The organism is Synechococcus sp. CS-1332, from assembly GCF_025127995.1.
In the GTDB taxonomy this organism is placed as follows: domain Bacteria; phylum Cyanobacteriota; class Cyanobacteriia; order PCC-6307; family Cyanobiaceae; genus Cyanobium.
Genome location: NZ_JAHLYP010000050.1, coordinates 1 through 20,986, shown reverse-complemented (window position 1 = coordinate 20,986; position 20,986 = coordinate 1). Strand labels below are relative to the sequence as shown.

Below are 20,986 nucleotides of genomic sequence, written 5' to 3'. Positions count from 1 at the left end.
TGCCAGCGGCCGCTCGCACTCGGTAGAAACACCTGTGCGGATCTCCCTATCGGAGCTGGGGCGTGGCTCGGCGGCCTGGAGGGGAGGCGTCGCGGCGGGCATAGGCCTGCACCAGACGCTGCACCAGAGGGTGGCGCACCACATCCGCATCGGTGAACTGGCAGATGGCCACGCCTTCCACCCCCTGCAGCACCTGCTCCGCCTCCACCAGGCCGCTCAGCTGGCCCGGGGGCAGATCGATCTGGGTGGTGTCCCCCGTCACGACCATGCGGGAGTTCTCCCCCAACCGCGTCAGCACCATCCGCATCTGGGCGCAGGTGGTGTTCTGGGCCTCATCGAGGATCACGAAGGCATCGGCCAGGGTGCGGCCGCGCATGAAGGCCAGGGGCGCCACCTCGATCACTCCTTTGTCCAGGAGCTGGGCGGTGCGTTCCTGGCCCAGAAGCCCATGGAGGGCGTCATAAAGGGGACGCAGATAGGGATCGACCTTCTGCTGCAGGTCACCGGGCAGGAAGCCGAGCCGTTCGCCCGCCTCAACCGCCGGTCGGGTGAGCACCAGCCGCTCCACCTTGCGTTCCTGCAACATCCGTACGGCCAGGATTGTGGCGAGGAAGGTTTTGCCGGTGCCGGCTGGGCCGATCGCCAGGGTCAGGTCGTGGCGTTCGATCGCCTCGACATAGCTGTTCTGCCGCAGGGTGCGGGGCCGAAGGGGCCTGCCGGTGACACTGGTGGCCAGTACCTGCAGGCCCATGCTGCGGTGCTGGTCGGAACGGCCGGTGTCCAGGGCCGTCAGGGCGGACTGGATGTCCACTGGGCTGATGGGCTCCCCCCGTTGCCAGAGGGACTCCAACAGCTTGATCAGGGCCAGCAGGCGCTCCACCTGGGTCGGCCGGCCCCGAATCTGAAGATCAAGGCCCCGAAGAACGACTTGGGCACCCGTGAGGGCTTCAAGCCGGCGCAGCGTCGAACCATCTGGACCCGCCAAGGCAACGGCGGCTCCACTGTCAGGCAGGGCAAACGTGGAGGAGAGCTCGCTCAGGCCTCGGCGGCGGCAGGTTCGGCGGTGGCTGCAGCGGCAGCCTCGGCGGCGGCAGCGGCTTCTTCAGCCAGCTTGGCTGCAGCGGCTTCCTTGGCGGCTTGCGCTTCCTTGACGGCGGCGGCAGCGGCGGCCTCTCGGGCCGCGGCCTGCTTGAGTTTGCCGACGGTTTCGGCCGGCCGGATGGTTTTCTCGATCAGACCGCCCTTCTCGAGCAGCGTGCGCACGGTGTCGGTGGGTTGGGCCCCCTGGCCGAGGCGGAGGCGGATGGCCTCGGTGTCCAGGCGCGTCTCTTTGGTGCGGGGGTTGTAGAAGCCCAGTTCCTCGAGCGGACGGCCATCGCGGCGGGAGGTGCTGTTGGTGGCCACCAGACGGAAACTCGCTTCCCGTTTCTTGCCGAACCGCTTCAGCCGGAGCTTGATCATCTGGAAAAGGGTGCTCGAAATGCAGCCCCAAATCCTACAGGCCGGTTCACAGCTGTCCAAACCCTTTGCGCTTCTTGGCCGGCTTGGGGGGCCTGGGTGGCTTGCCGCCGCCACGGCCACCAGGAGCCCCCATCCCCGGCATCCCGCCCATCCCTGGCATGCCGCCCATCCCGGGAAAGCCACCCATGCCAGGCATCCCCGGCATCCCCGGCATCCCTGGCATCCCTGGCATGCCACCACGGCTCATCTGCTGCATGAAGCCGCGCATCTTCTGGAAGTCGGCGAGAACCTTGTCCACGTCGGCTGGCTTGTGGCCGCTGCCGGCGGCGATGCGGCGGCGGCGGGAGGGTTGGGAGGCGAGCAGTTCGGGCTGGCGCCGTTCGGCCTCGGTCATCGAGCCGATCATGGCCTCGATGCGCTTGAGCTGGCTTTCGCCCTGCCGGAGCATGCCGTCGTCGATCTTGTTCATTCCCGGGATCAGCTTCATCAACCCGCCGAGGGAGCCCATGCGCTTGATCAGGCGCATCTGCTGGACGAAATCGGAGAAATCGAAGCTGGCTTCCTGCAGCTTGCGCTGCATCTTCTCCACGTCGGCCAGCTCCACCTCCTTGGTGGCCTTCTCCACCAGGGTGAGCACATCTCCCATTCCCAGGATCCGGCTCGCCATTCGCTCTGGGTGGAAGGGCTGCAGCGCCTCCACCTTCTCGCCGGTGCCGATGAACTTGATCGGCGCGCCGCTCACCTTGCGGATCGAGAGCGCAGCCCCACCGCGGGAATCCCCATCCAGCTTGGTGAGCACGGCGCCGGTGATGCCCACCTGCTCATGGAAGGCCCTGGTGAGATCGGCCGCTTCCTGGCCAATCATGGAATCCACCACCAGCAGCACTTCATCCGGGGCCGAAGCCTCCCGGATCCGGACCATCTCCTCCATCATTGAGGTGTCGATCTGGAGCCGGCCAGCGGTATCCACCAGAACGGTGTCGAAGCCTTCCTCCCGCCCCTTGGCCACGCCGGCGGCAGCAATCGCTTCGGGGCTGACCTCACTGCCGAGGCTGAACACCTCCACGCCGATCTGGCGGCCCAGGGTCTGCAACTGGTCGATGGCGGCCGGCCGATAGACGTCGGCGGCCACCAGCAGGGGGCGCCGTCCCTGCTCCTTGAGATGCAGGCCAAGCTTGGCGGTGGCGGTGGTCTTGCCGGCCCCCTGCAGACCGGCCATCAGGATCACCGTGGGGCCTTCCGCTGCCCTGGCCAGGGGGGCGTTGGCACCGCCCATGGTGTCGACGAGCTGCTCGTGCACCAACTGGATGAACTTCTGATCCGGGCTCACCCCGCGGACGACCTCGGCGCCTACGGCTTTGCGCCGCACCTCCTCGACGAACTCCTTCACCACCGGCAGGCTCACGTCGGCCTCCAGCAGCGCCCGTCTCACCTCCCTGAGGGCCCCATCGACGTTCGATTCCGAAATGGCCGCCTGGCCGCGCAGTCCCTTGACCGCGTCTTCAAAGCGCTGGGAGAGTTCGTCGAACATCAGTTGAGGGATTGGGTGGCCGCCAGGCGCCAGCTGTCGCCGTCGCGTCCGAATACATAACCATTGCGCAGCTCCATCGGCGCCGTGGTCTCGATCACTGTTCCGGTTGCATCGAGGCGGCGGTCGCTGTAGCGAAGCTGGACGACGGCGACGATGCGCCGGGGGCCATTTTCCGACAGTCTGAGATCGATGATCTGAGCGTCCAGTTGCTGGGTCTGGCCCCGGGCGATATCACCGCGGCGCTCCCTGGCGAGCAGGGCCATCGGCCCTTCCCGGGCGATGCGATCCAGGCCCTGCGGCATCGGTTCGCCCGCCAGCACGCCCCCCTTCACCGCCAGCCAGTTCTCCAGCAGGCGGCGGACCTGGGCCGCATCGGGACGGCTGGCGGTGAGTGGGGTGATGCTCAGCTCTTTGGTGGCCCTTGGGGCAGGAGCCGGTGCACTGGGGGCTGGTGCCGTGACCGGCGGTGCTGGCGCTGGGGCCGATGGGGGTGGGCTCTGGCGCTGTCGCAGCCCCCAGGCAGCGGCCAGCACCAGCACCAGGGCGGCACCGCCCCCCAGCAGCCAGGGCCTCGGCGGCACTGGCCAGCGCAGGGGCACCTCGTCGTCGAGTTCCCCGTCGTCATCGGGATCCGTTACGGCGTCGGCCGCAGGGAATGGGGCAAAGCCGCCGGCGGCACCTCCAGCGAGGTCCAGGGGCGCGGGGGGCGCCAGCGTTTCCAGGCCGAGGTCGTCGAAGGGGGGGAAGGCGGAGGATTCGGCCGACTCCGCGGCGACCGGGGCCGAGAGGTAGGAGCGTCCTCTGCGCTGATCCTCCCGCTCCACGTAGGCCACGACGTCCCGGTCACTGAAATAGGCCACCAGATCGGGCTCGGCTTCCAGGTCCCGGTAGCCCGGCAGCACATCCCGAACCAACCAGTCGCTGCAGTAGGCGCAGAGCTGACCAAGGGGATCGGTGCTCTTGCCAGCCGCCCAGTCCTTGAGTTCCTGGCTGGCGCCCCGGTCGAAGCAGGCCCGCGCCGTATCGGCTTCGCCCAGCAGCAGATGCAGGTTGGCGAGCAGCGGTTCGACGCCCTCCCGTCCGCTGCGCTGCAGCCGGTGTCTGGCCTCGGCGATGCGCTCGGGCTTGCGCTGGGCGAAACCGGAGGCGGTCAGGGCGATGGTGGCCAGGAAGTCGGCAGCGTCGGAGCCGGTGGCCGCCCAGCGGCTGAACAGATCCACCTGCTCCTGAACGGTGAGGAAGGCACGGATCTGGTGGAAGAAGGGCTGGAAATCCTGGCTCGGGAATTGGGCATCGCCCTCGCCTTCGAGGCCGCCGCGCCGCTGCACCAGTTGTTCGAGCAGCTCCAGGCCCTCCTGCCGCTCGACGCCGGCGACCAGATCCCTGCTCAGCAGGTCAAGCACCCGGTAAGGCGTGAGGTGTTCCAGCTGGGCGTGCATGGTTTCCCTGAGTTCGGGTTGCCTGCCAAGGCGTTGCAGCAGCTGCAGACCCTGTTGGAGGCTGCGGGCGGCGGCCTCGAAGCGCCGCTGCTCCTCCAGTTCGCCGGCGGCCGCGAGGCAGGCCAACCCCGCCAGGAGCGTGAGATCGGCTTCACGGCCACTGCCCAGGGTGGGCGACTGGGGTGGCTGCAGCGAGCGGCTGGCCAACTCAAAGGCTTCCAGGGGTTGGCCTCCCTCCATCAGCAGCAGCAGGCCCCCCACCTGTCGGGTTGTGGCAATCTCCAGGGCCGGCTGCAGGGTGCCGTCGGTGTCAGCCAGCCCCGTCAATTCGGCTTCGTAGGCGGCGCGCCGATCGGCATCGGAGAGCAGGTCGGCGCTGGCCCTGAGCAGCTCCGCCCGCGCCTGCAGGGTTTCGGGGCTGAACCCGCCGTGGGGCAGACGGTCCAGGCGCGATTGGAGGGTGCGCAGGACACCCTGGGCATCGGCGGACGGGGCAACGCCCAGCAAGCGGAAATGATCGATCGGCAGGTCCAATCCGATGATGACGCTGGGGCGCGACTGTAGTCAGAGGCAGTGGTTTTGACTGTCACCAGGGAACGGACCCCGTACAGTCGAGGCCACGAAACGCAACGCTTTCCTGCCATGACTCAGGAATTGACCGCGGCGCGGGCAGCCCAGCCCTCCAATCCTGGGCCCGCCGCGTCTTCTGAGGAGGCCGGCAGCCACGCGGTGCGGTTGGAGGGTCTCTACCCGGCCGAGCGAGCCACGGTCAGCCGGGAGGAGGGCCTGATGCTCTACCGCGACATGACCCTGGGGCGCCGCTTCGAGGACAAGTGCGCCGAGATGTACTACCGCGGCAAGATGTTCGGCTTCGTGCATCTCTACAACGGTCAGGAGGCCGTCTCCACCGGGGTGATCCGGGCGATGCGCCTCCAGCACGACTGGTTCTGCAGCACCTACCGCGACCACGTGCACGCCCTGAGCTGCGGTGTGCCGGCTCGGGAGGTCATGAGCGAGCTGTTCGGCAAGGCCACGGGCTGCAGCAAGGGCCGCGGGGGGTCCATGCACCTGTTCTCCCGCGAGCACCATCTGCTCGGCGGTTATGCCTTCATCGGCGAGGGCATCCCGGTGGCCCTGGGAGCGGCTTTCACCAGCCGCTACAAGCGGGACGCCCTCGGCCAGGCCGACAGCGATGCCGTCACGGCCGCCTTCTTCGGGGATGGCACCTGCAACATCGGCCAGTTCTACGAATGCCTGAACATGGCATCGCTGTGGAAGCTGCCGATTCTGTTCGTGGTGGAGAACAACCGCTGGGCCATCGGCATGGATCACAACCGGGCCACCAGCGAGCCGGAGATCTGGCGCAAGGCGGCGGGCTTCGGCATGGTCGGCGAAGAAGTCGATGGGATGGATGTGCTGGCCGTAAGGGCGGCGGCCCAACGGGCCATCGAGCGGGCCAGGGCCGGAGAAGGTCCCACCCTGCTGGAGTGCCTCACCTACCGGTTCCGTGGCCATTCCCTGGCGGATCCTGACGAACTCCGCGAAGCCGCCGAGAAGGAGTTCTGGGCCAAGCGCGATCCGATCAAGCAACTGGCGCTGCGCCTGACGGAGATGGGCCTGGCCACGGCCGAGGAGCTCAAGGCGATCGAGAAGGAGATCGATGCCGAAGTGGCCGACTGTGTGGAGTTCGCCCTCGCAGCGCCCGAGCCCGACAGCAGCGAACTCACCCGCTACATCTGGGCCGAAGACTGAATCAGATCGGGCATTGATTCTTCCTGTTTAAGAGCACTTAATTGCCCTGAAGGTAGTCGGTCTGATGACCAAACGTGTTCTTGTCACATTCACCGACAGCCGCATGAAAGCGGCCCGACGACGATTATGTCGTCAGGCGAAGGAGATGGAGGTTTATACGGAGATCGTTTCGGCTTCGGAAAGGGATCTCAGCCCCGATTTTCGGCAGCGATTCAAGGACTACCTGACTCCCGAGCATCGCGGCTTCGGCTACTACGCCTGGAAGCCCCAGATCGTGCTTCAGACCCTCGAACGTCTGCAGGATGGCGATCAGGTGCACTGGATCGATTCCGGCTGTCATCTCAATCCAGCCGGACGAGAGCGGCTGCTGGAGCTGTTCTCCATGACCGTAGAGGCGCCATCGGGCCTGCAGGGTTTTGAATGCCTGCCCCCCAACGGATCCTTGGTGTACGAGGGACGTCAGTTCCCTGATCAGGGGGAACACAAATGGACGAAGGGCGACCTTCTCGACCGGCTGGCGGTTCGGGACAGACCGGAGATCACAGGCACCCAGCAGCTGGGAGCTACCACCTTCTTTGTGCGTAAATGCCCCGCTTCGATGGACTTCATGCGCCACTGGATCAGGGTATTCAGTGACGATTTCTCCATGATCGATGATCGCCCCTCGCTGGCGCCCAACCTCGAGGGCTTCATCGAGCATCGCCATGATCAGTCGATCTATTCGATCCTTGGCAAGTTGCTGCCAATTTCGACAATTTCGGTGTTTGAATTCTGGTTTCCGCGGGCTGACAACTGCTGGCTGCCGGACTGGGAGATGGTCGGCGATTCCCCGATCCAGATCCGCCGTGATCGCGGCCTCAAAGGGGAGAGCCGATGGAAGATCGCCTCTCTCCAGGCCAAGGGCAGGCTGAAGCGACTCCTGGACGGATGGCGGCCAGGTTGAAGCCCCGGCTGATCAGGCCAGAGGAGCGGAACGCGTGGAGAGGCTGCGCAGCTTGCGCAGGGCCTTGAGTTCAATCTGCCGGACCCTTTCGCGCGAGACGTCCAGCTGTCGGCCGATCTCGGCCAAGGTGTGGCGCTCCATGCCGTCGAGGCCGAAGCGCAGGGCCAGAACCTCCTTTTCCTGTGCGGAGAGGTGACCCATCAGCTCAGCCAGCTGCTCCTGATGCATGCCCCGCTCGATGCGGTCGAGGGGTTCTTCAGCGGAAACATCGGCGATCAGATCTCCCAGGAAGCTGCGACCATCTTCCGCATGAATGGGGGCGTCCAGGCTTGAAATGGTGAGGGCCTGGCGAAGCAGGGAGTCAAGCTCTTCGACGGGAATGGCCATGGCTTCGGAGATTTCGCTACGGCTGGGCATGGCGCCGAGCTTGTGGGCGAGCTCAATGCTCACCTTGCGGATCGTGGTGAGGCGCTCGCTCAGGTGGACCGGCAGGCGGATGGCCCTGGACTGGCAGGCAATGGCCCGCGTCATGCTCTGGCGGATCCACCAGAAGGCATAGGTGGAGAACTTGTAACCCCGGGTGGGATCAAACTTTTCGACGGCGCGCTCGAGACCCAGGGAGCCCTCCTGGATCAGATCGAGCAACTCAAGGCCCTTGCCCTGGTACTTCTTCGCCACGCTGACTACCAGCCGAAGATTGGCACGCATCATCCGCTCCTTGGAGCGCCGTCCGATCTTGATCGTCTTGTTCTCCTTGACGGAGTAGGCGTTTTTCGTTTCTTCGACCAGGTGCATCATGGCCTGCACCTGGTTCCCGAGCTCGATCTCCTCAGCTGGCGTCAGTAGAGGCTCCCTGCCAATCGAGGTGAGATACCAGGTGATGGAATCGCTCCCTCTGCGGCTGGAGCCTTCCCTTCTCGTCGTGACGGCAGAGGCGGTCATAGGAGGGGGCGAAGTGGCGCCATCGGATGTGGTCTTGAATTATCCACCCTATGGCAAGCACGAAAAGTGTCTTGAACAACTTTTAAGGAATTACTAGTGAAACCACACACATTTTCTTTTCTTTAGCGATTGACTTCTTTTGGATGAGCAAAGGGCTAATTTCCAGGTTGATGTAATGGAGAGCGCTGAGGCTTGCCAGATTACAAAGTGGCCTTGCTCTCCTTAATCCTCCAGTCCTGGATCTTCAGCACAGGTCCCCTTCGGCTGTTGCCTGTTCTCCACGCTGGGCCAGTGCTTCGGCCACCGCGAACGGCGTCACGCCCCCGGCACCGCTGTGCTCCCGGCAGCGGAGACCGGCAAGGGCATGGTCAAGGGCGGCGGCCGCAAGCCAGGCCCCATCGGCGCTGGCCCCATCGTTGGGCGGCAGACCTGCGGCGGCCAGGGCCATGGCCCCCCGTCCTGCCGCGTAGCCGGCGAGCACATCGCCGAGGCCGGCCCTGGCGGCGTCCGGGCAGGCCGAGAGCAATTGCCAGCGGCGGCAGCCGTCCGGTGTCGCCACGACACTGCGGGCTCCCTTGAGCAGAACGCTGGCGCCGCTGCGGCGGGCTGCCGCCAACGCCGCCTCCGGTCGGGGCAGCGTGGCCAGATCGGGAAAGAGCCTGCGGAACTCCCCCTCGTGGGGGGTGATCCAGGTGGGCCCCCGGCGCCCCTGGAGCCAGTCGGTGCCCATGGCCGCCAGGCGGTTGAGGCCATCGGCATCAAGCACCAGCAGACCTTCAAAGTCGCCCAGCTCCTGCCAGCGCTCCCGTTCCCTGGCTTCGATCGCCGCCGCCACAGACTCACCGGCGTTGCCCAGCCCACCCAGGCCGGGACCCAGGAGCACGGCATCCAGTCGATCCAGCCAGCCTTCGCCCAGATCACCCAGAGCCAGGCCCCCGGCCGGGGTGGCTCCAAGGGCGGGCTCCAGCACCACGTGGGGATGGACCTGCCAGAGCTGGGGGGCGATCTCCCGGGGCGGAGCGCTCCGGAGGCTGCCGCATCCGGACGCCGTGGCGCCCGCCAGGGCCAGGTGGGCGGCCCCCCTGAATCGGCGGCTGCCCGCGAGGACCAGCAGGCGTCCCCGTCCGTACTTTCCCGCGGCCGGATCCGGCACGGGCCAGGGGGCCGAGGCCCGGTCGGCGGCTGTCAGGCCCAGCAGGAGATCGGCGGGAGGCTGGCCCAGGAGGGTGGGTGGCAGTCCGAGGCAGATCCGTTCAAGCCGGCCCACCCAGCGCAGGGCGGCATCCTGCACCAGCCCCCGTTTGATCAGCCCGATGGAGTAGGTGGTCGAGGCGGTGGCTGCCACCGTGCCGAGCAGCCCACCGTCATCGGCATCCAGTCCGGTCGGGACGTCGATGGCCACAAGGCCGCCAGGCCGCCGGCTCTGGCGAGCCCGCAGCAGGGTTTCGATCCCTGCGTCTGGCGGGCGGTGTTGGCCGATCCCGAACAGGGCATCCACCCAGAGCGCGGCATCGGCGGGGTCCGGTGGAGTGTCCAGCAGGGGAAGACCCAGCCAGTGGGCATGGCGCAGGTGGGCCTCGGTGAGGGGGCGGCGGCGCTCGAAGGGGCACCAGATCCGCACCCGGCCTCCGGCCAGATGCCATTCCCTGGCCACCACGAGCCCATCGCCACCGTTGTGGCCGGGTCCCACCAGCACCAGCAGGCCGTCGTGGTGATCTCGGCCTGGCCGCTCCAGGAGGCGGCGGCTCACGGCCAGGGCGGCCTTCTCCATCAGGGCCTCCACCGGCAGGCCGCTGGCGAACAGCTCCTGCTCGATGGCGGCCATCGTGGTGCTGCTCACCAGGACGTGGTCGGCATCCACCGGCGGCCACGAGGAGGGCATCGACCGGAAGCTCACGGCGGCCCGAGCAGTGCTCTCCCATGATGGGGCGATCTGTTCGTTCCACCCACCGGGATCCTTGAGCTCCACCGTCTCCACATCGTCTGACTCCGTCACCATCACGTCGGGTACGCCCGCTGCCGCTGTTGCCGAGGTGCTGGCGTGGTTACGGGCGTGGCCCGCCGAGCGGCGGGTGGCCGTGGGACTCTCCGGAGGCGTGGACAGCTCCCTGACCGCGGCCCTCCTTGTGGCCGCTGGCTGGGAGGTCGAAGGCCTCACCCTGTGGCTGATGAGCGGCAAGGGCTCCTGCTGCGCCGAGGGCCTGGTGGATGCGGCCGGCATCTGCGACCAGCTGGGGGTGCCCCACCATGTCGTCGACAGCCGGGCCCGCTTCCAGGAGCAGATCGTCGAGTTCCTTGTGGAGGGCTACGGCGAGGGCCTCACACCCCTGCCCTGCTCCCGCTGCAACCGGTCGGTCAAATTCGCTCCGATGCTGGAGTGGGCCGAGGCGGAGCGTGGCCTCAGCCGCCTCGCCACCGGCCACTACGCCCGGCAGCGGCCGGCGGGCGCCCCAGACGGCCAGCCCCTGCCTGGGGATGGGGCCGGCCGCCACCAGCTGTTGCGGGGCCTGGATTCCCACAAGGATCAGAGCTATTTCCTTTACGACCTGCCCCAGTGGGTGCTCGGGCGCCTGGTGTTTCCCCTGGGTGAGCTCACCAAGGACGCGACCCGCGCCGAAGCCTCTCGCCTTGGTCTGCGCACTGCCGAGAAGCCCGAAAGCCAGGATCTCTGCCTGGCCGACCACCACGGCTCGATGCGGGCCTTCCTCGACGCCTACCTGCCGCCTCGCCAGGGGGAGATTGTGCTGGCTGATGGCACGGTGCTGGGCTGCCACGACGGCCTCGAGCATTTCACCATCGGACAACGCAAGGGGCTGGGGGTGGCCTGGAGCGAACCCCTCCATGTGGTGCGGCTGGATGCCGCCATGAACCGGGTGGTGGTGGCGCCCCGCCGGGAGGCGATCCGCCAGGCTTGCGTGGTGGGGGCCATTAATTGGGTGTCGATCGCCCCGCCGGACCATCCGATCGCGGTGGAGGTGCAGGTGAGATACCGGAGCCTGCCGGAACGTGCCCTGCTGACCCCCCTGCCGGAGACGGCCGCCGACCACGGCGCCGAACGGCCGCACCGGGCCCGGCTCGACTTCGCCGAGCCCCAGTTCTCTGTGGCACCCGGGCAGGCGGCGGTGTTCTACTGCGGCGAGGTGCTGCTTGGTGGCGGGTTGATTCAGGCCGACGGTTGACGTGTATCGCTGCGGAACCGGTTCATCGCCGATTCGATCACCACGTGCATATCCATGTACTTGTACTCGGAGAGACGTCCACCGAAGATGACATTGTCAGCGTTGTGGGATAGCTCCTGGTAACGCCGATAGAGCGATTGGTTGGCTGGGTCGTTGACCGGGTAGTAGGGAATGGCTTCGCCGGTGCAGGCTTTGGGATACTCCCTGGTGATGACCGTGACTTCGGACGTTGAACGCTCGAAGTGTTTGTGCTCGATGATGCGCGTGAAGGGCTCACTGGTATCGCAGTAGTTGATCACGGCGTTCCCCTGGAAATTCTCGAGGTCTTCGATGCTGTTCTCGAAGTCAAGGGAGCGGTACTCCAGCCGGCCGAGCTCAGCGTCGAAGTACTGGTCGATGCAACCGGTGTAGACAACCTTTCTGGCCAGGCTTGCCAACTGGGTCCGGTTGTCGAGAAAATCGACATTCAGACGCACTTCAATGCCCTCCAGCATGGCCTCGAACAGGGCCGTATAGCCTCCGATGGGGATGCCCTGGTAGCGGTCGGTGAAGTAGTTGTTGTCGTAGGTGAAGCGCAACGGCAACCGCTTGATGATGAAGGCCGGCAGCTCCCGAGGGTCTTTCCCCCATTGTTTGCAGGTGTAGTCACGGATCAGGGCCTCGTAGATGTCCTTCCCTACGAGGGAGAGAGCCTGCTCTTCCAGATTGGTCGGTTCACCGAGAAAGCGCTGGGCCTCGATTCTCTGTCTGGCTTCCGCAGGCGTACGGGTTTGCCAGAGCTCATAAAACGTGTTCATATTGAAGGGAAGCGAATAAAGCTTCCCGCCTGAGATCGCCTTGGGAGAATTAATGTAGTTGTTGAATTCTGCGAACCTGTTGACAAAGCTCCAGACCGCCTTGTTGCTCGTATGGAAGATATGGGCACCGTAACGATGAACGTTGATGCCTTCCAGGTTCTCCGTGTAGCAGTTGCCGCCGATGTGCGGGCGGCGGTCGATGACAAGGCAGCGCTTGCCGGCATCGGTGGCCAGCCGGGCAAACGTAGCTCCGAAGAGACCACAGCCGACGATCAAATAGTCGTAAGCGATGGCGTCGCTGTGGTCAGTGGAAGTCAAGGATCAGCGGATGGCAGGATGGTCACCCTCAGCGAAAATCCTTCAGGTCAACGGGCAGAAGATCTTCGATCGATTGCTGGATTTCCGGTGGTTCCTGCATGCCGTAGGTAGCGAAAATGTTGATGCCGCTGCTGGTGCATTTATCGCAGAGATCGCTGGCATAGCGCATCTTCTGCATCGTCTGATAAGGCGTATCGAGATAGTTGGCCATTGGGGGCGCTGAGGGGGATTGCACGCAGCAGACGGAGAAATTGCCTTCATGATTCAGGCAAACCTGGGATTCGCGCATGAAGCAATTCTGGGAACGATGACTACCGATGGCCTGCTGAACCAGCTGGGGGCTGTAATAGATATACTCCAGCTCAGGGGGAATCTCTTCCAAGCCATCAAACATCTTGTCGATGGGCATGTAGTAAGCGTGATAGGGGGAGAAATTCAACCCCAGTTTGTCGCAGAAATGCTTGAACAGATGCACTTCGTGCTGGTTCTGCTTGTGCACCAGATAGCGCACATCAATATTCTTGTAGCAATCCCAGTCGCCAAGGGTTTCCGAAATGCGGATCAGGTTGGCGAGGACCGGTTCAATGCGCCCACCCTTGTGGTTGATCTGATAGGTGCGCTGGGTGAAACCCGACACCGTGATCGTGAAATTCCAGAGATGCAGCGGTTTCAGCAGGGCCCAGTCGTAGTCGTAATTGAGATTCGAAGAGATCCCGCAGGGAACGCCATGGCTCTCGGCGCAGGCAATCAGCTCATGCAGCTTGGAATGGAGCGTCGGCTCGGTCCAGTTGTAGAGGCCGAATCGGCAGTTGCCATTGGTGTCAGCCTTCGCTTTGAGGCAGATCTTTTCGAACAACTCAATCGGCATCTCCGTCAGTTTCTGCCCGATGCTGTTGGTGAACTCCGGCATGCCAACGGGACAGGCCGTGCAGCGGAGGTTGCAGCCACTCACCACATCCACCCAGAATTCAATGACTTTCTGACCGGGAGGCTTGGGTGAATATTCAGGCCACAGTAAGCGTTTAACCGCCGATTGCACGTTCGCAGGAACGGCACGCTTCAGAACTGTTGGCAAGGCCATTTAAATTCCTATCCAAGCGTCTTAAGTACTCGCATCGTAGCTCCTGCCCGCTGTCATCGAAGTCCCCAAGGTTTTCGTTCCATGATGTCGCGCGAACGACATAGGCGCCAAAGGGATTTCAGCGGTCGGTTGACCCGCTGCCCTGTCTTGCCGCAGCGCCCAAGATTCGCCCCAGCCCCTGGAGCGTCCGTTGGCGCCGTCGCCACCAGCAGCTGATCGGGGGAGGGGTCAGCCAGCGCGCCAGCCGATGCAGCCGGCGGCCCCAGACCACCTGCCGGTGCTGGGCGCGCCTGCTCCGCCGGCAGGTTGCCAGCTGGGAGGCCGAAGGGCCCAGGTAAACAGGCAGGTCCAGCTGGTGGGCCAGTCTCTCGGTGGCCTCGTGCCAGTAGCGGGTGGCCTCCCTCTGGATCTGCCAGCACGTCCGGATCGAGGCCACGCTCAGCAGCGTGTCCGGAGCGAATCGCTGCACCTCAAGGAGGCCTGGCAGCCCCAGGGGGTTGGTGCCCTCTTCGCTGATCACGAGGCAGCCATGCAGGGGGGCTTGCCACATCCGGCCGGAGAGGGTGGTGCCCCGTTGGTAGGGATACATGAGCCCGTAGCAGCAATAGGCGCCAGCCAGCAGCCGGTTCGCCTCCAGATAGCTGAGCCCGTGGGTGCTCAGGCCGATTCTGTCCCAGTGGCGGCCATGGACCTCCACCAGTCCCCTGCGGGCGAGGTGGGCCAGATCCTGCTGGTAGGGGTCATCCCCCATCGGCTTGAAGTTGGCAATGTGCAAGGGCCTGCCGGCCCGTTTGCGGAAGGGACGCTGTTGCCAGAACTCGGGAACGACCGGCAGGTACCCCTGCACCCAGCGGGTCCCCTCCGGCAGTGAGTTGGGCCGGAAGAGCGAAATCAGCCGAATCTCACGGGCCTGGGGAAAGCGGGAGCGCCAATCCACCTGGATTTCCTTCACGTAGTCGTACACATGGACGGCCCCGTCGTATCCCTGGTGCGAAAGCCCGGGATCGCCCCGCAGGATCACCAGCAGCTCCAGCTCCGAATCGACCCACTCACGGATCAGCGAATATCCGGCGGCCATGTAGAAAAGCCGAACATTCCAGATCACATCGAGATCCTGGAAATCGATCGACAGGATGTGAAACCGGGGCTGTGAACTCACACCCGTCACCAGAAGGGATCGCTGGCCAGGCTCACCGTCAGCCTGCCACTGGGACTGGATGGCACGGTGGCGATGCAGGCCCGCACCATCCGTCCGTTGACCTCGATCTCACAAGCGCCACAGCTGCCCCCCAAGCAGGCGGTGGGGATCATGACGCCGGCCTGACGCGCGGCATCCAGCCAGTCCTGGCCGGGGATGGCCGAGCTGGTTTGACCATTTGGCCAGGCGATGGTGATGGCAGGCCGGGGGATGCCGATGGGTGGGGGCTTGCAATCGTGAAAATCTAGGTGCTGCCCGGCGCTCAGGGGTGCAGCGGCCGGGCTTGCCTCAAGGATCAGAGGCCTTGCTTGAACTCCGTGATCGTTCCCTTGCCATTCACGTTGCAGCAGCCGTTGATCTTCTTGCCCCGGACTTCCCCGTTGAAGCTGAGGCCATATTTTTTGACATCAGCCAGGGAGGTGCTGCCTTCGTCGATGCTCTTCTTTTCTGTGGCACCGAGATTAACGACGGCATCGCCAGCAAGGCTCAGGCCGAGAACGGTTGCGGTGGCCAGGACACGGCGGCCATTCTTGCGAAGATGATGACGCAAGTTGTTGTGAGAAGCCATGGCACACAGCTCCGCAGATGGGATATCTCCAGTGGGAGCGTTGGACCGCTGTTGATGGAACAAACTTCACGGGTGAATGGCTCAGATCCATAGGAACCGTTGCAATTCTCCCTGCATATGTAAGCCAAACGCACAGGCGCGGATCGAGGTCGAATAGATGCTGGTCGTGTTCACGATCGCCCCATGGGCACAGCAACGTCTGGCCGAGGGCTCCCGATCACATCGAGATCCTTGGCCTCCATCGACCCCTATCAAGGCGTTGGAGGGCACGCCTGGCGCAAGGCCGCGCCATCAGCCGAACCCCAGGGCTTATCTGGTGATCAGCTAGGCGGCGGCTCGGGGCAATCCCCTCCGGTCAGCAGGGGCGCCAGATCGATGTGGGCCTCAAAGGCGTCGGCAAGGCGGTCGAGCAGGGCGTCCCGCTGGCGTCCGTGGTGGGGTTGGTTCTCCCCCAGGGGCGGCAGATCGCACCGTTGGCGCAGCTGGTTCAGCCAGCGCCGTCGCCAGGGGCCGTTCTCGAAGATGCCGTGCAGGTAGGTGCCCGCCACCAGACCTCCCTGGGTCCCCGAGGCCGCCCACCAGCCCAGCTGGCGGTCCTCCGCCAGGGGGGCGCACGGCGTCTGGTCCGTCTGCTCGCTGCGCCCTTGATGGAGCTCGAACCCCTCGATCAGGGGCGGTTCGCCCGGGCCTGGGGGCCAGAGGGCCCGGCTGCGCCGTTGCCGCAGGGCCTTGGTGCCCTCGAACACAGTGCGCAGGGGCAGCAGGCCCAGCCCGGCCACCCGCTCACCGGCCCGCTCCCCTTCCAACCCATCGGGGTCGTGCAGCTCCTGGCCCAGCATCTGCAGGCCGCCGCAGAGGGCGAACAGCTGCCCCCCCCGGGCCACATAGGCCTGAAGCTCGGTCGCCATGCCGCTGCTGCGCAGGGCCTGCAGGTCCCGCAGGGTCTGCTTGCTGCCGGGCAGGATCACGGCATCGGGTTGGCCCAGCGGCTCCCCCGGCCGCCGCCATTGCAGCTGCACGCTGGTCTCCGCTTCCAGGGGGTCGAGATCGGAGAAATTGCTCAGGGAGGGCAGTCGCAGCACCGCGATGTTGAGTTCGCTGCAGGGTTTGCGGCTGGCCCTCTCCAGCAGATCAAGGGAGTCTTCCGGAGGGAACAGCTCATCGAGCCAGGGCATCACACCGAGCACGGGCAGTCCGGTTTCCCGCTCCAGCCAGCGACGGCCCTCATCGAACAGGGAACGGCGGCCGCGGAAGCGGTTGATCAGCAAACCGCCGATCAGGGGGCGCTCCACGGGCCTCAGCAGGGCCAGGGTGCCCACGATCTGGGCGAAGACGCCACCCCGTTCGATGTCCGCCACCAGCAGGCAGCGGGCACGCAGGAACTGGGCCAGCCTCAGATTGGTGAGGTCCCTGGCCTGCAGATTCACCTCCACCGGGCTGCCGGCCCCCTCCAGCACCAGTCGGCCGCCGGGATGGGACGCCTGGAGCTCCTCCAGACCCGTCCGGATCGCGGCCCAGCCGGGCCGGAACCAGTCGCGGTAATAGTGCTCTGCCCGAGCCGTTCCCACTGAGCGGCCCAGATGAATCACTTCACTGGTGCTGTCGCCCCTGGGCTTCAGCAGCACCGGATTCATCGCCACCCGCGGCTCCAGGCCGGCGGCCCAGGCCTGCAGGGCCTGGGAGTAGGCCATTTCCCCGCCCTGCTGGTCGACCCAGGCATTGAGGCTCATGTTCTGCCCCTTGAAGGGCAGGGGCTGCTCCCCACGGCGCCGCAGCACCCGGCAGAGGGCGGCGGTCATCAGCGATTTGCCGGCGCCGCTGCTGGTGCCCAGCACCATCAAGGGCTGGGGTGAGTCGGGATGGGGGCGGGTCAAAGGCGGGGTCGGTGGCGGCGCAGCGCCTCCAGGATCCGCTGCCGCCGTCCCGCCCGGGGAATCTCGCTCGGCCAGCCCCGCAGCACCTGGCGGCCCATCGGCGTCAGCCGCACCCGTGAGGTCAGCCCTTGACCGTCGACTTCCCGCCGCAGCACTCCCAGCCGGATCAGCCAGAGGAAATGGTCTTCGGCCCGTTCGCTGCTGAGGGGAAAGAAGGTGAGGGCGGAGGTGACGTCGGCCTGGCGGGCAAGATCCTCGCTGCTGAGGGCCCTTCCTTCCACCGCCTCGTAGAAGCCGCGGCGGAAGGGGAGGCAGCGGAGGGAGAGGGCGGCCCGCGCCAGCGATCGGGTCTCGGTATTGGCTTGTGCCATCGCCCCATTCTCCCCAATCGACGGGCAGGCTGGAGTTCCCGCCGGCCCACCCTTGCTCCTGTTGGCTTCCGCTTCCCCTGCCCGCCGTCGCCTGCTCCAACAGGCGGGTGTGCCCCACCGGGTGCAGGTCAGCGGCGTGGATGAGGAGGGGATCCAGGAGGCGGATCCATTGCAGCTCGCTCAGCGGTTGGCCCTGGCCAAAGCCCAGGCCGTCGCGAGCACCCTGACCTCCGAGGCGGTGTGGCCGTCGATGGGCGTGCTGGGCTGCGATTCCTTGTTGGTGGTGCAGCAGGAGGTGTGGGGCAAGCCCCGGAATGCCGCTGAGGCGGCCGATCGCTGGCGGCGCATGGCCGGCGGCTGGGGCGATCTGCACACCGGCCATGCCCTGGTGCGGCCATCTGCGCCTGGAGCCAGTGCCGCACCCCTGCAGGCGGTGGTGTCCACCCGGGTGCATTTCGCTGCGCTCAGCCCAGCGGACATCGACTCCTACGTGGCCAGTGGTGAGCCCCTCGCCTGTGCCGGTGGCTTTGCCCTTGAGGGCCGCGGCGGCCTGGTGGTGGAGCGGCTCGAGGGCTGCTTCAGCAATGTGATCGGGCTCAGCCTGCCCCTGATGCGGCGCTGGCTTGGCCCCGGAGCACTCGGTCAGGCCCTTGGGTGATGGTCGCGGATCCGCAGCAGCCAGCTGGCCATTGACATCTTCTCGAGCACGGCGTGACGCTTGGCTGGATCCTCGAAATAGGGATGCAATTGATCCAGCCAGGCCTGCAGCCGGGAGGGATCAAGACTCTGGGCTTCCCAGCTGTCGACGTAGGCCACCGGCAGGTCTCTGTAGGCGTCCGTGGTGGGATTCCTTTCGATGATCGGGATCGCACCGGCCAGAAGGGCTGTGAAGGCTTTTGGCGAAGGGTCGAGTCCGCCGCCCCCAACGCAGAGGACGAAGGGGTAGGTCTTGAGAGTTGAGAAGAAATCGTTGTAAGGAATCTGCTCGTGAACATCAACGAAGTCACGCCAGTTGTCTTTCGCGAGCCTTGTGACCTGTTTTCTTGTGTTCCATTGCGGGCCTTCACGGACGTAATGGGCGCAGAAAGCCTTGAGAGGCTTCGCTCGAATGGCGATCGGAGTTGCTTGCGTGATGATCTGTTGATAGATGACATGGCCATCGCTGTTGACACAGCCCAGCGGAATCGGTGTGACGCCGACCAATCGGATATCCAGATTTTCTGCGTACCAATGCAGAAGCCTGGAATCTTCAAGGAGTTTCAACAGGCGCTGCTGGAGCCCTGAGGCGAGGTAATCAGGAAATCGCAGATCGACTTGCTGGGGCAGGGTGGTGTCGGCATCACCTGTGATCAGGACGACGCGTGTCGAGGCCTTGAGAAGTGGAAGATAATCTTGAAGGAATTGATCCAGGCATTCCGGAACCGCCTTGACGTAGATCAGCCGTGGCTGTGCTCTGAGGTCTCCGCTGAAGCCATACCTCGTCAGGCTCCAGTCTGCCCAGTGCGCGATGGATGGGTTGGTGGCATCCACCATGCGCGTGGTCAAAACCAGGCCCTCGGCATTCGGATTCCGGCGACGTAAAGAAGCACCTACTCTTGAGAACTTGCGACGACTGATATATTTTTGGATGGCCTGAGTTTGGCGCTGGATCCTTTGCTCCAGCAGCGCCCTGAGTGTGCGCGGTGAGCGGTGGATCTTGCCCGAAATCCTGCTCCACAGGCTCTCCTCGTCAGTTCGGGCAGGATCACCCATCCGATCGTCCAATGGCATGTGTGGCACGTCATGCTACCGAGTCAGCGGATCATCAAGGCCAGCAAAAAGCCCCCGCCCGTAGGCGGAGGCCTTGTAAGGACTGAAGGGCAGGAAACCTATGGACGATTCCCTGACAACCCTCAGTCAAGATCTGGCATGGCCAGGGTGGGCTCGGCCTGACGGTCGATACCCTTCTCGAAACCGGCGGCGGCAGCACGGGCGCGGCCCGCATGCCACAGGTGACCAACCAGGAAGAAGAAGGCCAGCACGAACTGCGTGGAGGCCAACCACTGGCGGATGTTGACGAAGTTCACCGAGTTGGGCTCAGTGATGATGCCGCCGACGGAGTTCAGTGAAGCGTTGGGGGCGTGGGTCATGTACTCGGCGGCCCGACGCACCTGCCAGGGCTGGATGTCGTTCTGGAGCTTGTCAAGGCTCAGACCGTTGGGGCCCCTCAGGGGCTCCAGCCAAGGACCGCGGAAGTCCCAGAAGCGCATGGTTTCACCACCGAAGATGATCTCACCGGTGGGGGAGCGCATCAGGTATTTACCCAGGCCGGTGGGGCCCATGGCGGAACCGATGTTGGCGCCCATGCGCTGGTCGCGCACCAGGAAGGTGAAGCTCTGGGCCTGGGAGGATTCGGCGTTGGTGGGGCCGTAGAACTCCGAGGGATAGGCGGTGTTGTTGAACCAGATGTACGAGGAGGCGATGAAGCTCATGAAGCTCAGCGCGCCGAGGCTGTAGCTCAGGTAGGCCTCACCGTTCCAGATGAAGGCGCGGCGCACCCAGCCGAAGGGCTTGGTGATCACGTGCCAGATGCCACCGAAGATGCAGATCAGGCCGATCCAGATGTGGCCACCGATGATGTCCTCCATCGAGTCGACGCCGATGATCCAGCCCTCGCCACCGAAGGGGGCGCGGGTGAGATAACCGAAGATCACGCCGGGGCTGAGGGTGGGGTTGCTGATCAGACGCACATCACCACCGCCTGGCGCCCAGGTGTCGTAGACACCGCCGAAGAACATGGCCTTGAACACCAGCAGCAGGGCACCCACACCGAGAAGGATCAGGTGGTAACCAATGATGTTGGTCATCTGGTTCTTGTCGCGCCAGTCCTGGGAGAAGAACGCGGAGTAGTTCTCCAGGATCTCGGGGCCGCGCAGGGCGTGATACAGGCCACCGAGACCGAGTACGGCGGAACTGATCAGGTGCAGAACACCGACGACGAAGAACGGATAGAGATCGGTGACTTCACCACCGGGGCCTACGCCGTAGCCGAGGGTGGCGACGTGGGGGAACAGGATCAGGCCCTGCTCATACATGGGCTTGTCGAAGGTGAAGTGGCTCACCTCGAACAGCATCATGGCTCCGGCCCAGAAGACCATCAGGCCCGCGTGGGCCACGTGGGCGCCCAGCAGACGACCGGACAGGTTGATCAGCCTGGCATTGCCAGCCCACCAGGCATAGCCGGTGGAGTCGAGGTCCTTGCCCCCGACCGAAATGAGACCGGAATTAAAGGGCGTTTCCACGGGGCAGAACCTCTTCAGGGAAGATGAAGTTTTCGTGCGGCTGGTCGGCTGGGGCCATCCAGGCACGCAGACCTTCGTTAAGCAGAATGTTCTTGGTGTAGAACGTTTCGAATTCAGGATCCTCCGCGGCGCGGATCTCCTGGCTCACAAAGTCATAGGCCCGCAGGTTGAGGGCCAGACCGATGATGCCGATGCTGCTGGTCCACAGACCCATCACCGGCACGAACAGCATGAAGAAGTGCAGCCAGCGC

The 20,986-nt window shown here is 65.0% G+C and carries 19 protein-coding genes and 1 pseudogene; 4 read left to right on the top strand and 16 right to left on the bottom strand.

The genetic code is table 11. From position 1 onward, the window contains the following. Window positions 1–46: 46 nt before the first annotated feature. From KQ305_RS12490 to KQ305_RS12475, 4 genes are read right to left on the bottom strand one after another with little or no spacing between them, the layout of a single operon-like run. Window positions 47–1,039 (bottom strand): PhoH family protein, encoded by a 993-nt coding sequence (locus KQ305_RS12490; protein ID WP_259725840.1) that lies wholly within the window; start codon window positions 1,037–1,039, stop codon window positions 47–49. Next, entirely contained in the window at window positions 1,036–1,461 is a 426-nt protein-coding gene (gene rpsP, locus KQ305_RS12485) for a 30S ribosomal protein S16 (protein ID WP_259725726.1), read from the bottom strand. Before rpsP ends, KQ305_RS12490 begins: the two co-directional genes overlap by 4 nt. 46 nt (window positions 1,462–1,507) lie before the next feature. Then, window positions 1,508–2,992 (bottom strand): signal recognition particle protein, encoded by a 1,485-nt coding sequence (gene ffh / locus KQ305_RS12480; protein ID WP_259725725.1) that lies wholly within the window; start codon window positions 2,990–2,992, stop codon window positions 1,508–1,510. Further along, window positions 2,992–4,965 (bottom strand): ARC6/PARC6 family protein, encoded by a 1,974-nt coding sequence (locus KQ305_RS12475; RefSeq protein ID WP_259725724.1) that lies wholly within the window; start codon window positions 4,963–4,965, stop codon window positions 2,992–2,994. The genes ffh and KQ305_RS12475 overlap by 1 nt, the downstream gene beginning before the upstream one ends. Window positions 4,966–5,073: 108 nt before the next feature. Here KQ305_RS12475 and pdhA point away from each other — a divergent pair, with 108 nt between their 5' ends. Together pdhA and KQ305_RS12465 are read left to right on the top strand one after the other, a co-directional pair. Beyond that, window positions 5,074–6,183, top strand: a complete 1,110-nt coding sequence (pdhA, locus tag KQ305_RS12470; RefSeq protein ID WP_259725723.1) for a pyruvate dehydrogenase (acetyl-transferring) E1 component subunit alpha — start codon at window positions 5,074–5,076, stop codon at window positions 6,181–6,183. Window positions 6,184–6,247: 64 nt separating this feature from the next. Beyond that, window positions 6,248–7,126, top strand: a complete 879-nt coding sequence (locus KQ305_RS12465; protein ID WP_259725722.1) for a hypothetical protein — start codon at window positions 6,248–6,250, stop codon at window positions 7,124–7,126. 12 nt (window positions 7,127–7,138) lie between these two features. Here the strand turns inward: KQ305_RS12465 and KQ305_RS12460 are convergent, their stop codons facing one another. Both KQ305_RS12460 and KQ305_RS12455 read right to left on the bottom strand, forming a co-directional pair. Then, the gene (locus tag KQ305_RS12460; protein ID WP_259725721.1) at window positions 7,139–8,068 is read right to left on the bottom strand and encodes a sigma-70 family RNA polymerase sigma factor; all 930 of its coding nucleotides are present in this window, start codon (window positions 8,066–8,068) and stop codon (window positions 7,139–7,141) included. A gap of 244 nt (window positions 8,069–8,312) precedes the next feature. Then, the gene (locus KQ305_RS12455) at window positions 8,313–9,950 is read right to left on the bottom strand and encodes an NAD(P)H-hydrate epimerase (protein WP_259725720.1); all 1,638 of its coding nucleotides are present in this window, start codon (window positions 9,948–9,950) and stop codon (window positions 8,313–8,315) included. Window positions 9,951–10,065: 115 nt separating this feature from the next. On the opposite strand from KQ305_RS12455, the gene mnmA reads away from it, so the two are divergent. Then, window positions 10,066–11,247 carry a tRNA 2-thiouridine(34) synthase MnmA gene (mnmA, locus tag KQ305_RS12450; RefSeq protein ID WP_259725839.1) on the top strand — a complete coding sequence of 394 codons (1,182 nt, stop codon included), beginning with the start codon at window positions 10,066–10,068 and terminating at the stop codon, window positions 11,245–11,247. Here the strand turns inward: mnmA and glf are convergent. From glf to KQ305_RS12415, 7 genes are all read right to left on the bottom strand, one after another. After that, entirely contained in the window at window positions 11,232–12,362 is a 1,131-nt protein-coding gene (glf, locus tag KQ305_RS12445) for a UDP-galactopyranose mutase (protein ID WP_259725719.1), read from the bottom strand. The two genes, mnmA and glf, sit on opposite strands and share 16 nt — an antisense overlap. 28 nt (window positions 12,363–12,390) lie before the next feature. Next, complete coding sequence (locus KQ305_RS12440; RefSeq protein ID WP_259725718.1) at window positions 12,391–13,443, bottom strand: radical SAM protein; 1,053 nt, start codon at window positions 13,441–13,443, stop codon at window positions 12,391–12,393. A 118-nt stretch (window positions 13,444–13,561) separates the two neighbouring features. After that, the gene (locus KQ305_RS12435) at window positions 13,562–14,602 is read right to left on the bottom strand and encodes a hypothetical protein (RefSeq protein ID WP_259725717.1); all 1,041 of its coding nucleotides are present in this window, start codon (window positions 14,600–14,602) and stop codon (window positions 13,562–13,564) included. Between the two features lie 5 nt (window positions 14,603–14,607). Then, window positions 14,608–14,832 carry a 2Fe-2S iron-sulfur cluster-binding protein gene (locus tag KQ305_RS12430; RefSeq protein ID WP_399231610.1) on the bottom strand — a complete coding sequence of 75 codons (225 nt, stop codon included), beginning with the start codon at window positions 14,830–14,832 and terminating at the stop codon, window positions 14,608–14,610. A 104-nt stretch (window positions 14,833–14,936) separates the two neighbouring features. Continuing rightward, complete coding sequence (locus KQ305_RS12425) at window positions 14,937–15,209, bottom strand: hypothetical protein (RefSeq protein WP_259725716.1); 273 nt, start codon at window positions 15,207–15,209, stop codon at window positions 14,937–14,939. Between the two features lie 320 nt (window positions 15,210–15,529). Then, window positions 15,530–17,047 (bottom strand): cobyric acid synthase, encoded by a 1,518-nt coding sequence (locus tag KQ305_RS12420; protein ID WP_259725837.1) that lies wholly within the window; start codon window positions 17,045–17,047, stop codon window positions 15,530–15,532. Between the two features lie 32 nt (window positions 17,048–17,079). After that, window positions 17,080–17,454: an Npun_F0494 family protein gene (locus KQ305_RS12415; RefSeq protein WP_259725715.1), complete on the bottom strand. Its 375-nt coding sequence runs from the start codon at window positions 17,452–17,454 to the stop codon at window positions 17,080–17,082. 52 nt (window positions 17,455–17,506) lie between these two features. On the opposite strand from KQ305_RS12415, the gene KQ305_RS12410 reads away from it, so the two are divergent. Further along, complete coding sequence (locus tag KQ305_RS12410) at window positions 17,507–18,112, top strand: nucleoside triphosphate pyrophosphatase (protein WP_259725714.1); 606 nt, start codon at window positions 17,507–17,509, stop codon at window positions 18,110–18,112. Here KQ305_RS12410 and KQ305_RS12405 read toward each other — a convergent pair. The 3 genes and pseudogenes from KQ305_RS12405 to KQ305_RS12395 form a co-directional block, all read right to left on the bottom strand. Beyond that, on the bottom strand, window positions 18,097–19,206 hold the full coding sequence (locus KQ305_RS12405) for a hypothetical protein (protein ID WP_259725713.1): 1,110 nt from the start codon (window positions 19,204–19,206) through the stop codon (window positions 18,097–18,099). The genes KQ305_RS12410 and KQ305_RS12405 overlap by 16 nt on opposite strands. 140 nt (window positions 19,207–19,346) lie before the next feature. Continuing rightward, window positions 19,347–20,735: a photosystem II reaction center protein CP43 gene (psbC, locus tag KQ305_RS12400; RefSeq protein ID WP_216905891.1), complete on the bottom strand. Its 1,389-nt coding sequence runs from the start codon at window positions 20,733–20,735 to the stop codon at window positions 19,347–19,349. Continuing rightward, window positions 20,719–20,986, bottom strand: a pseudogene (locus tag KQ305_RS12395) (photosystem II D2 protein (photosystem q(a) protein)); the annotation flags it as partial. The gene psbC and the pseudogene KQ305_RS12395, both read right to left, overlap by 17 nt.

Coding starts and splice junctions, on each gene's coding strand:
- rpsP (WP_259725726.1), bottom strand. CDS start 1,461: ATGATCAAGCTCCGGCTGAAGCGGTTCGGCAAGAAACGGGAAGCGAGT.
- ffh (WP_259725725.1), bottom strand. CDS start 2,992: ATGTTCGACGAACTCTCCCAGCGCTTTGAAGACGCGGTCAAGGGACTG.
- pdhA (WP_259725723.1), top strand. CDS start 5,074: ATGACTCAGGAATTGACCGCGGCGCGGGCAGCCCAGCCCTCCAATCCT.
- KQ305_RS12465 (WP_259725722.1), top strand. CDS start 6,248: ATGACCAAACGTGTTCTTGTCACATTCACCGACAGCCGCATGAAAGCG.
- KQ305_RS12460 (WP_259725721.1), bottom strand. CDS start 8,068: ATGACCGCCTCTGCCGTCACGACGAGAAGGGAAGGCTCCAGCCGCAGA.
- KQ305_RS12455 (WP_259725720.1), bottom strand. CDS start 9,950: ATGCCCTCCTCGTGGCCGCCGGTGGATGCCGACCACGTCCTGGTGAGC.
- KQ305_RS12440 (WP_259725718.1), bottom strand. CDS start 13,443: ATGGCCTTGCCAACAGTTCTGAAGCGTGCCGTTCCTGCGAACGTGCAA.
- KQ305_RS12425 (WP_259725716.1), bottom strand. CDS start 15,209: ATGGCTTCTCACAACAACTTGCGTCATCATCTTCGCAAGAATGGCCGC.
- KQ305_RS12420 (WP_259725837.1), bottom strand. CDS start 17,047: ATGGTGCTGGGCACCAGCAGCGGCGCCGGCAAATCGCTGATGACCGCC.
- KQ305_RS12415 (WP_259725715.1), bottom strand. CDS start 17,454: ATGGCACAAGCCAATACCGAGACCCGATCGCTGGCGCGGGCCGCCCTC.
- KQ305_RS12405 (WP_259725713.1), bottom strand. CDS start 19,206: ATGGGTGATCCTGCCCGAACTGACGAGGAGAGCCTGTGGAGCAGGATT.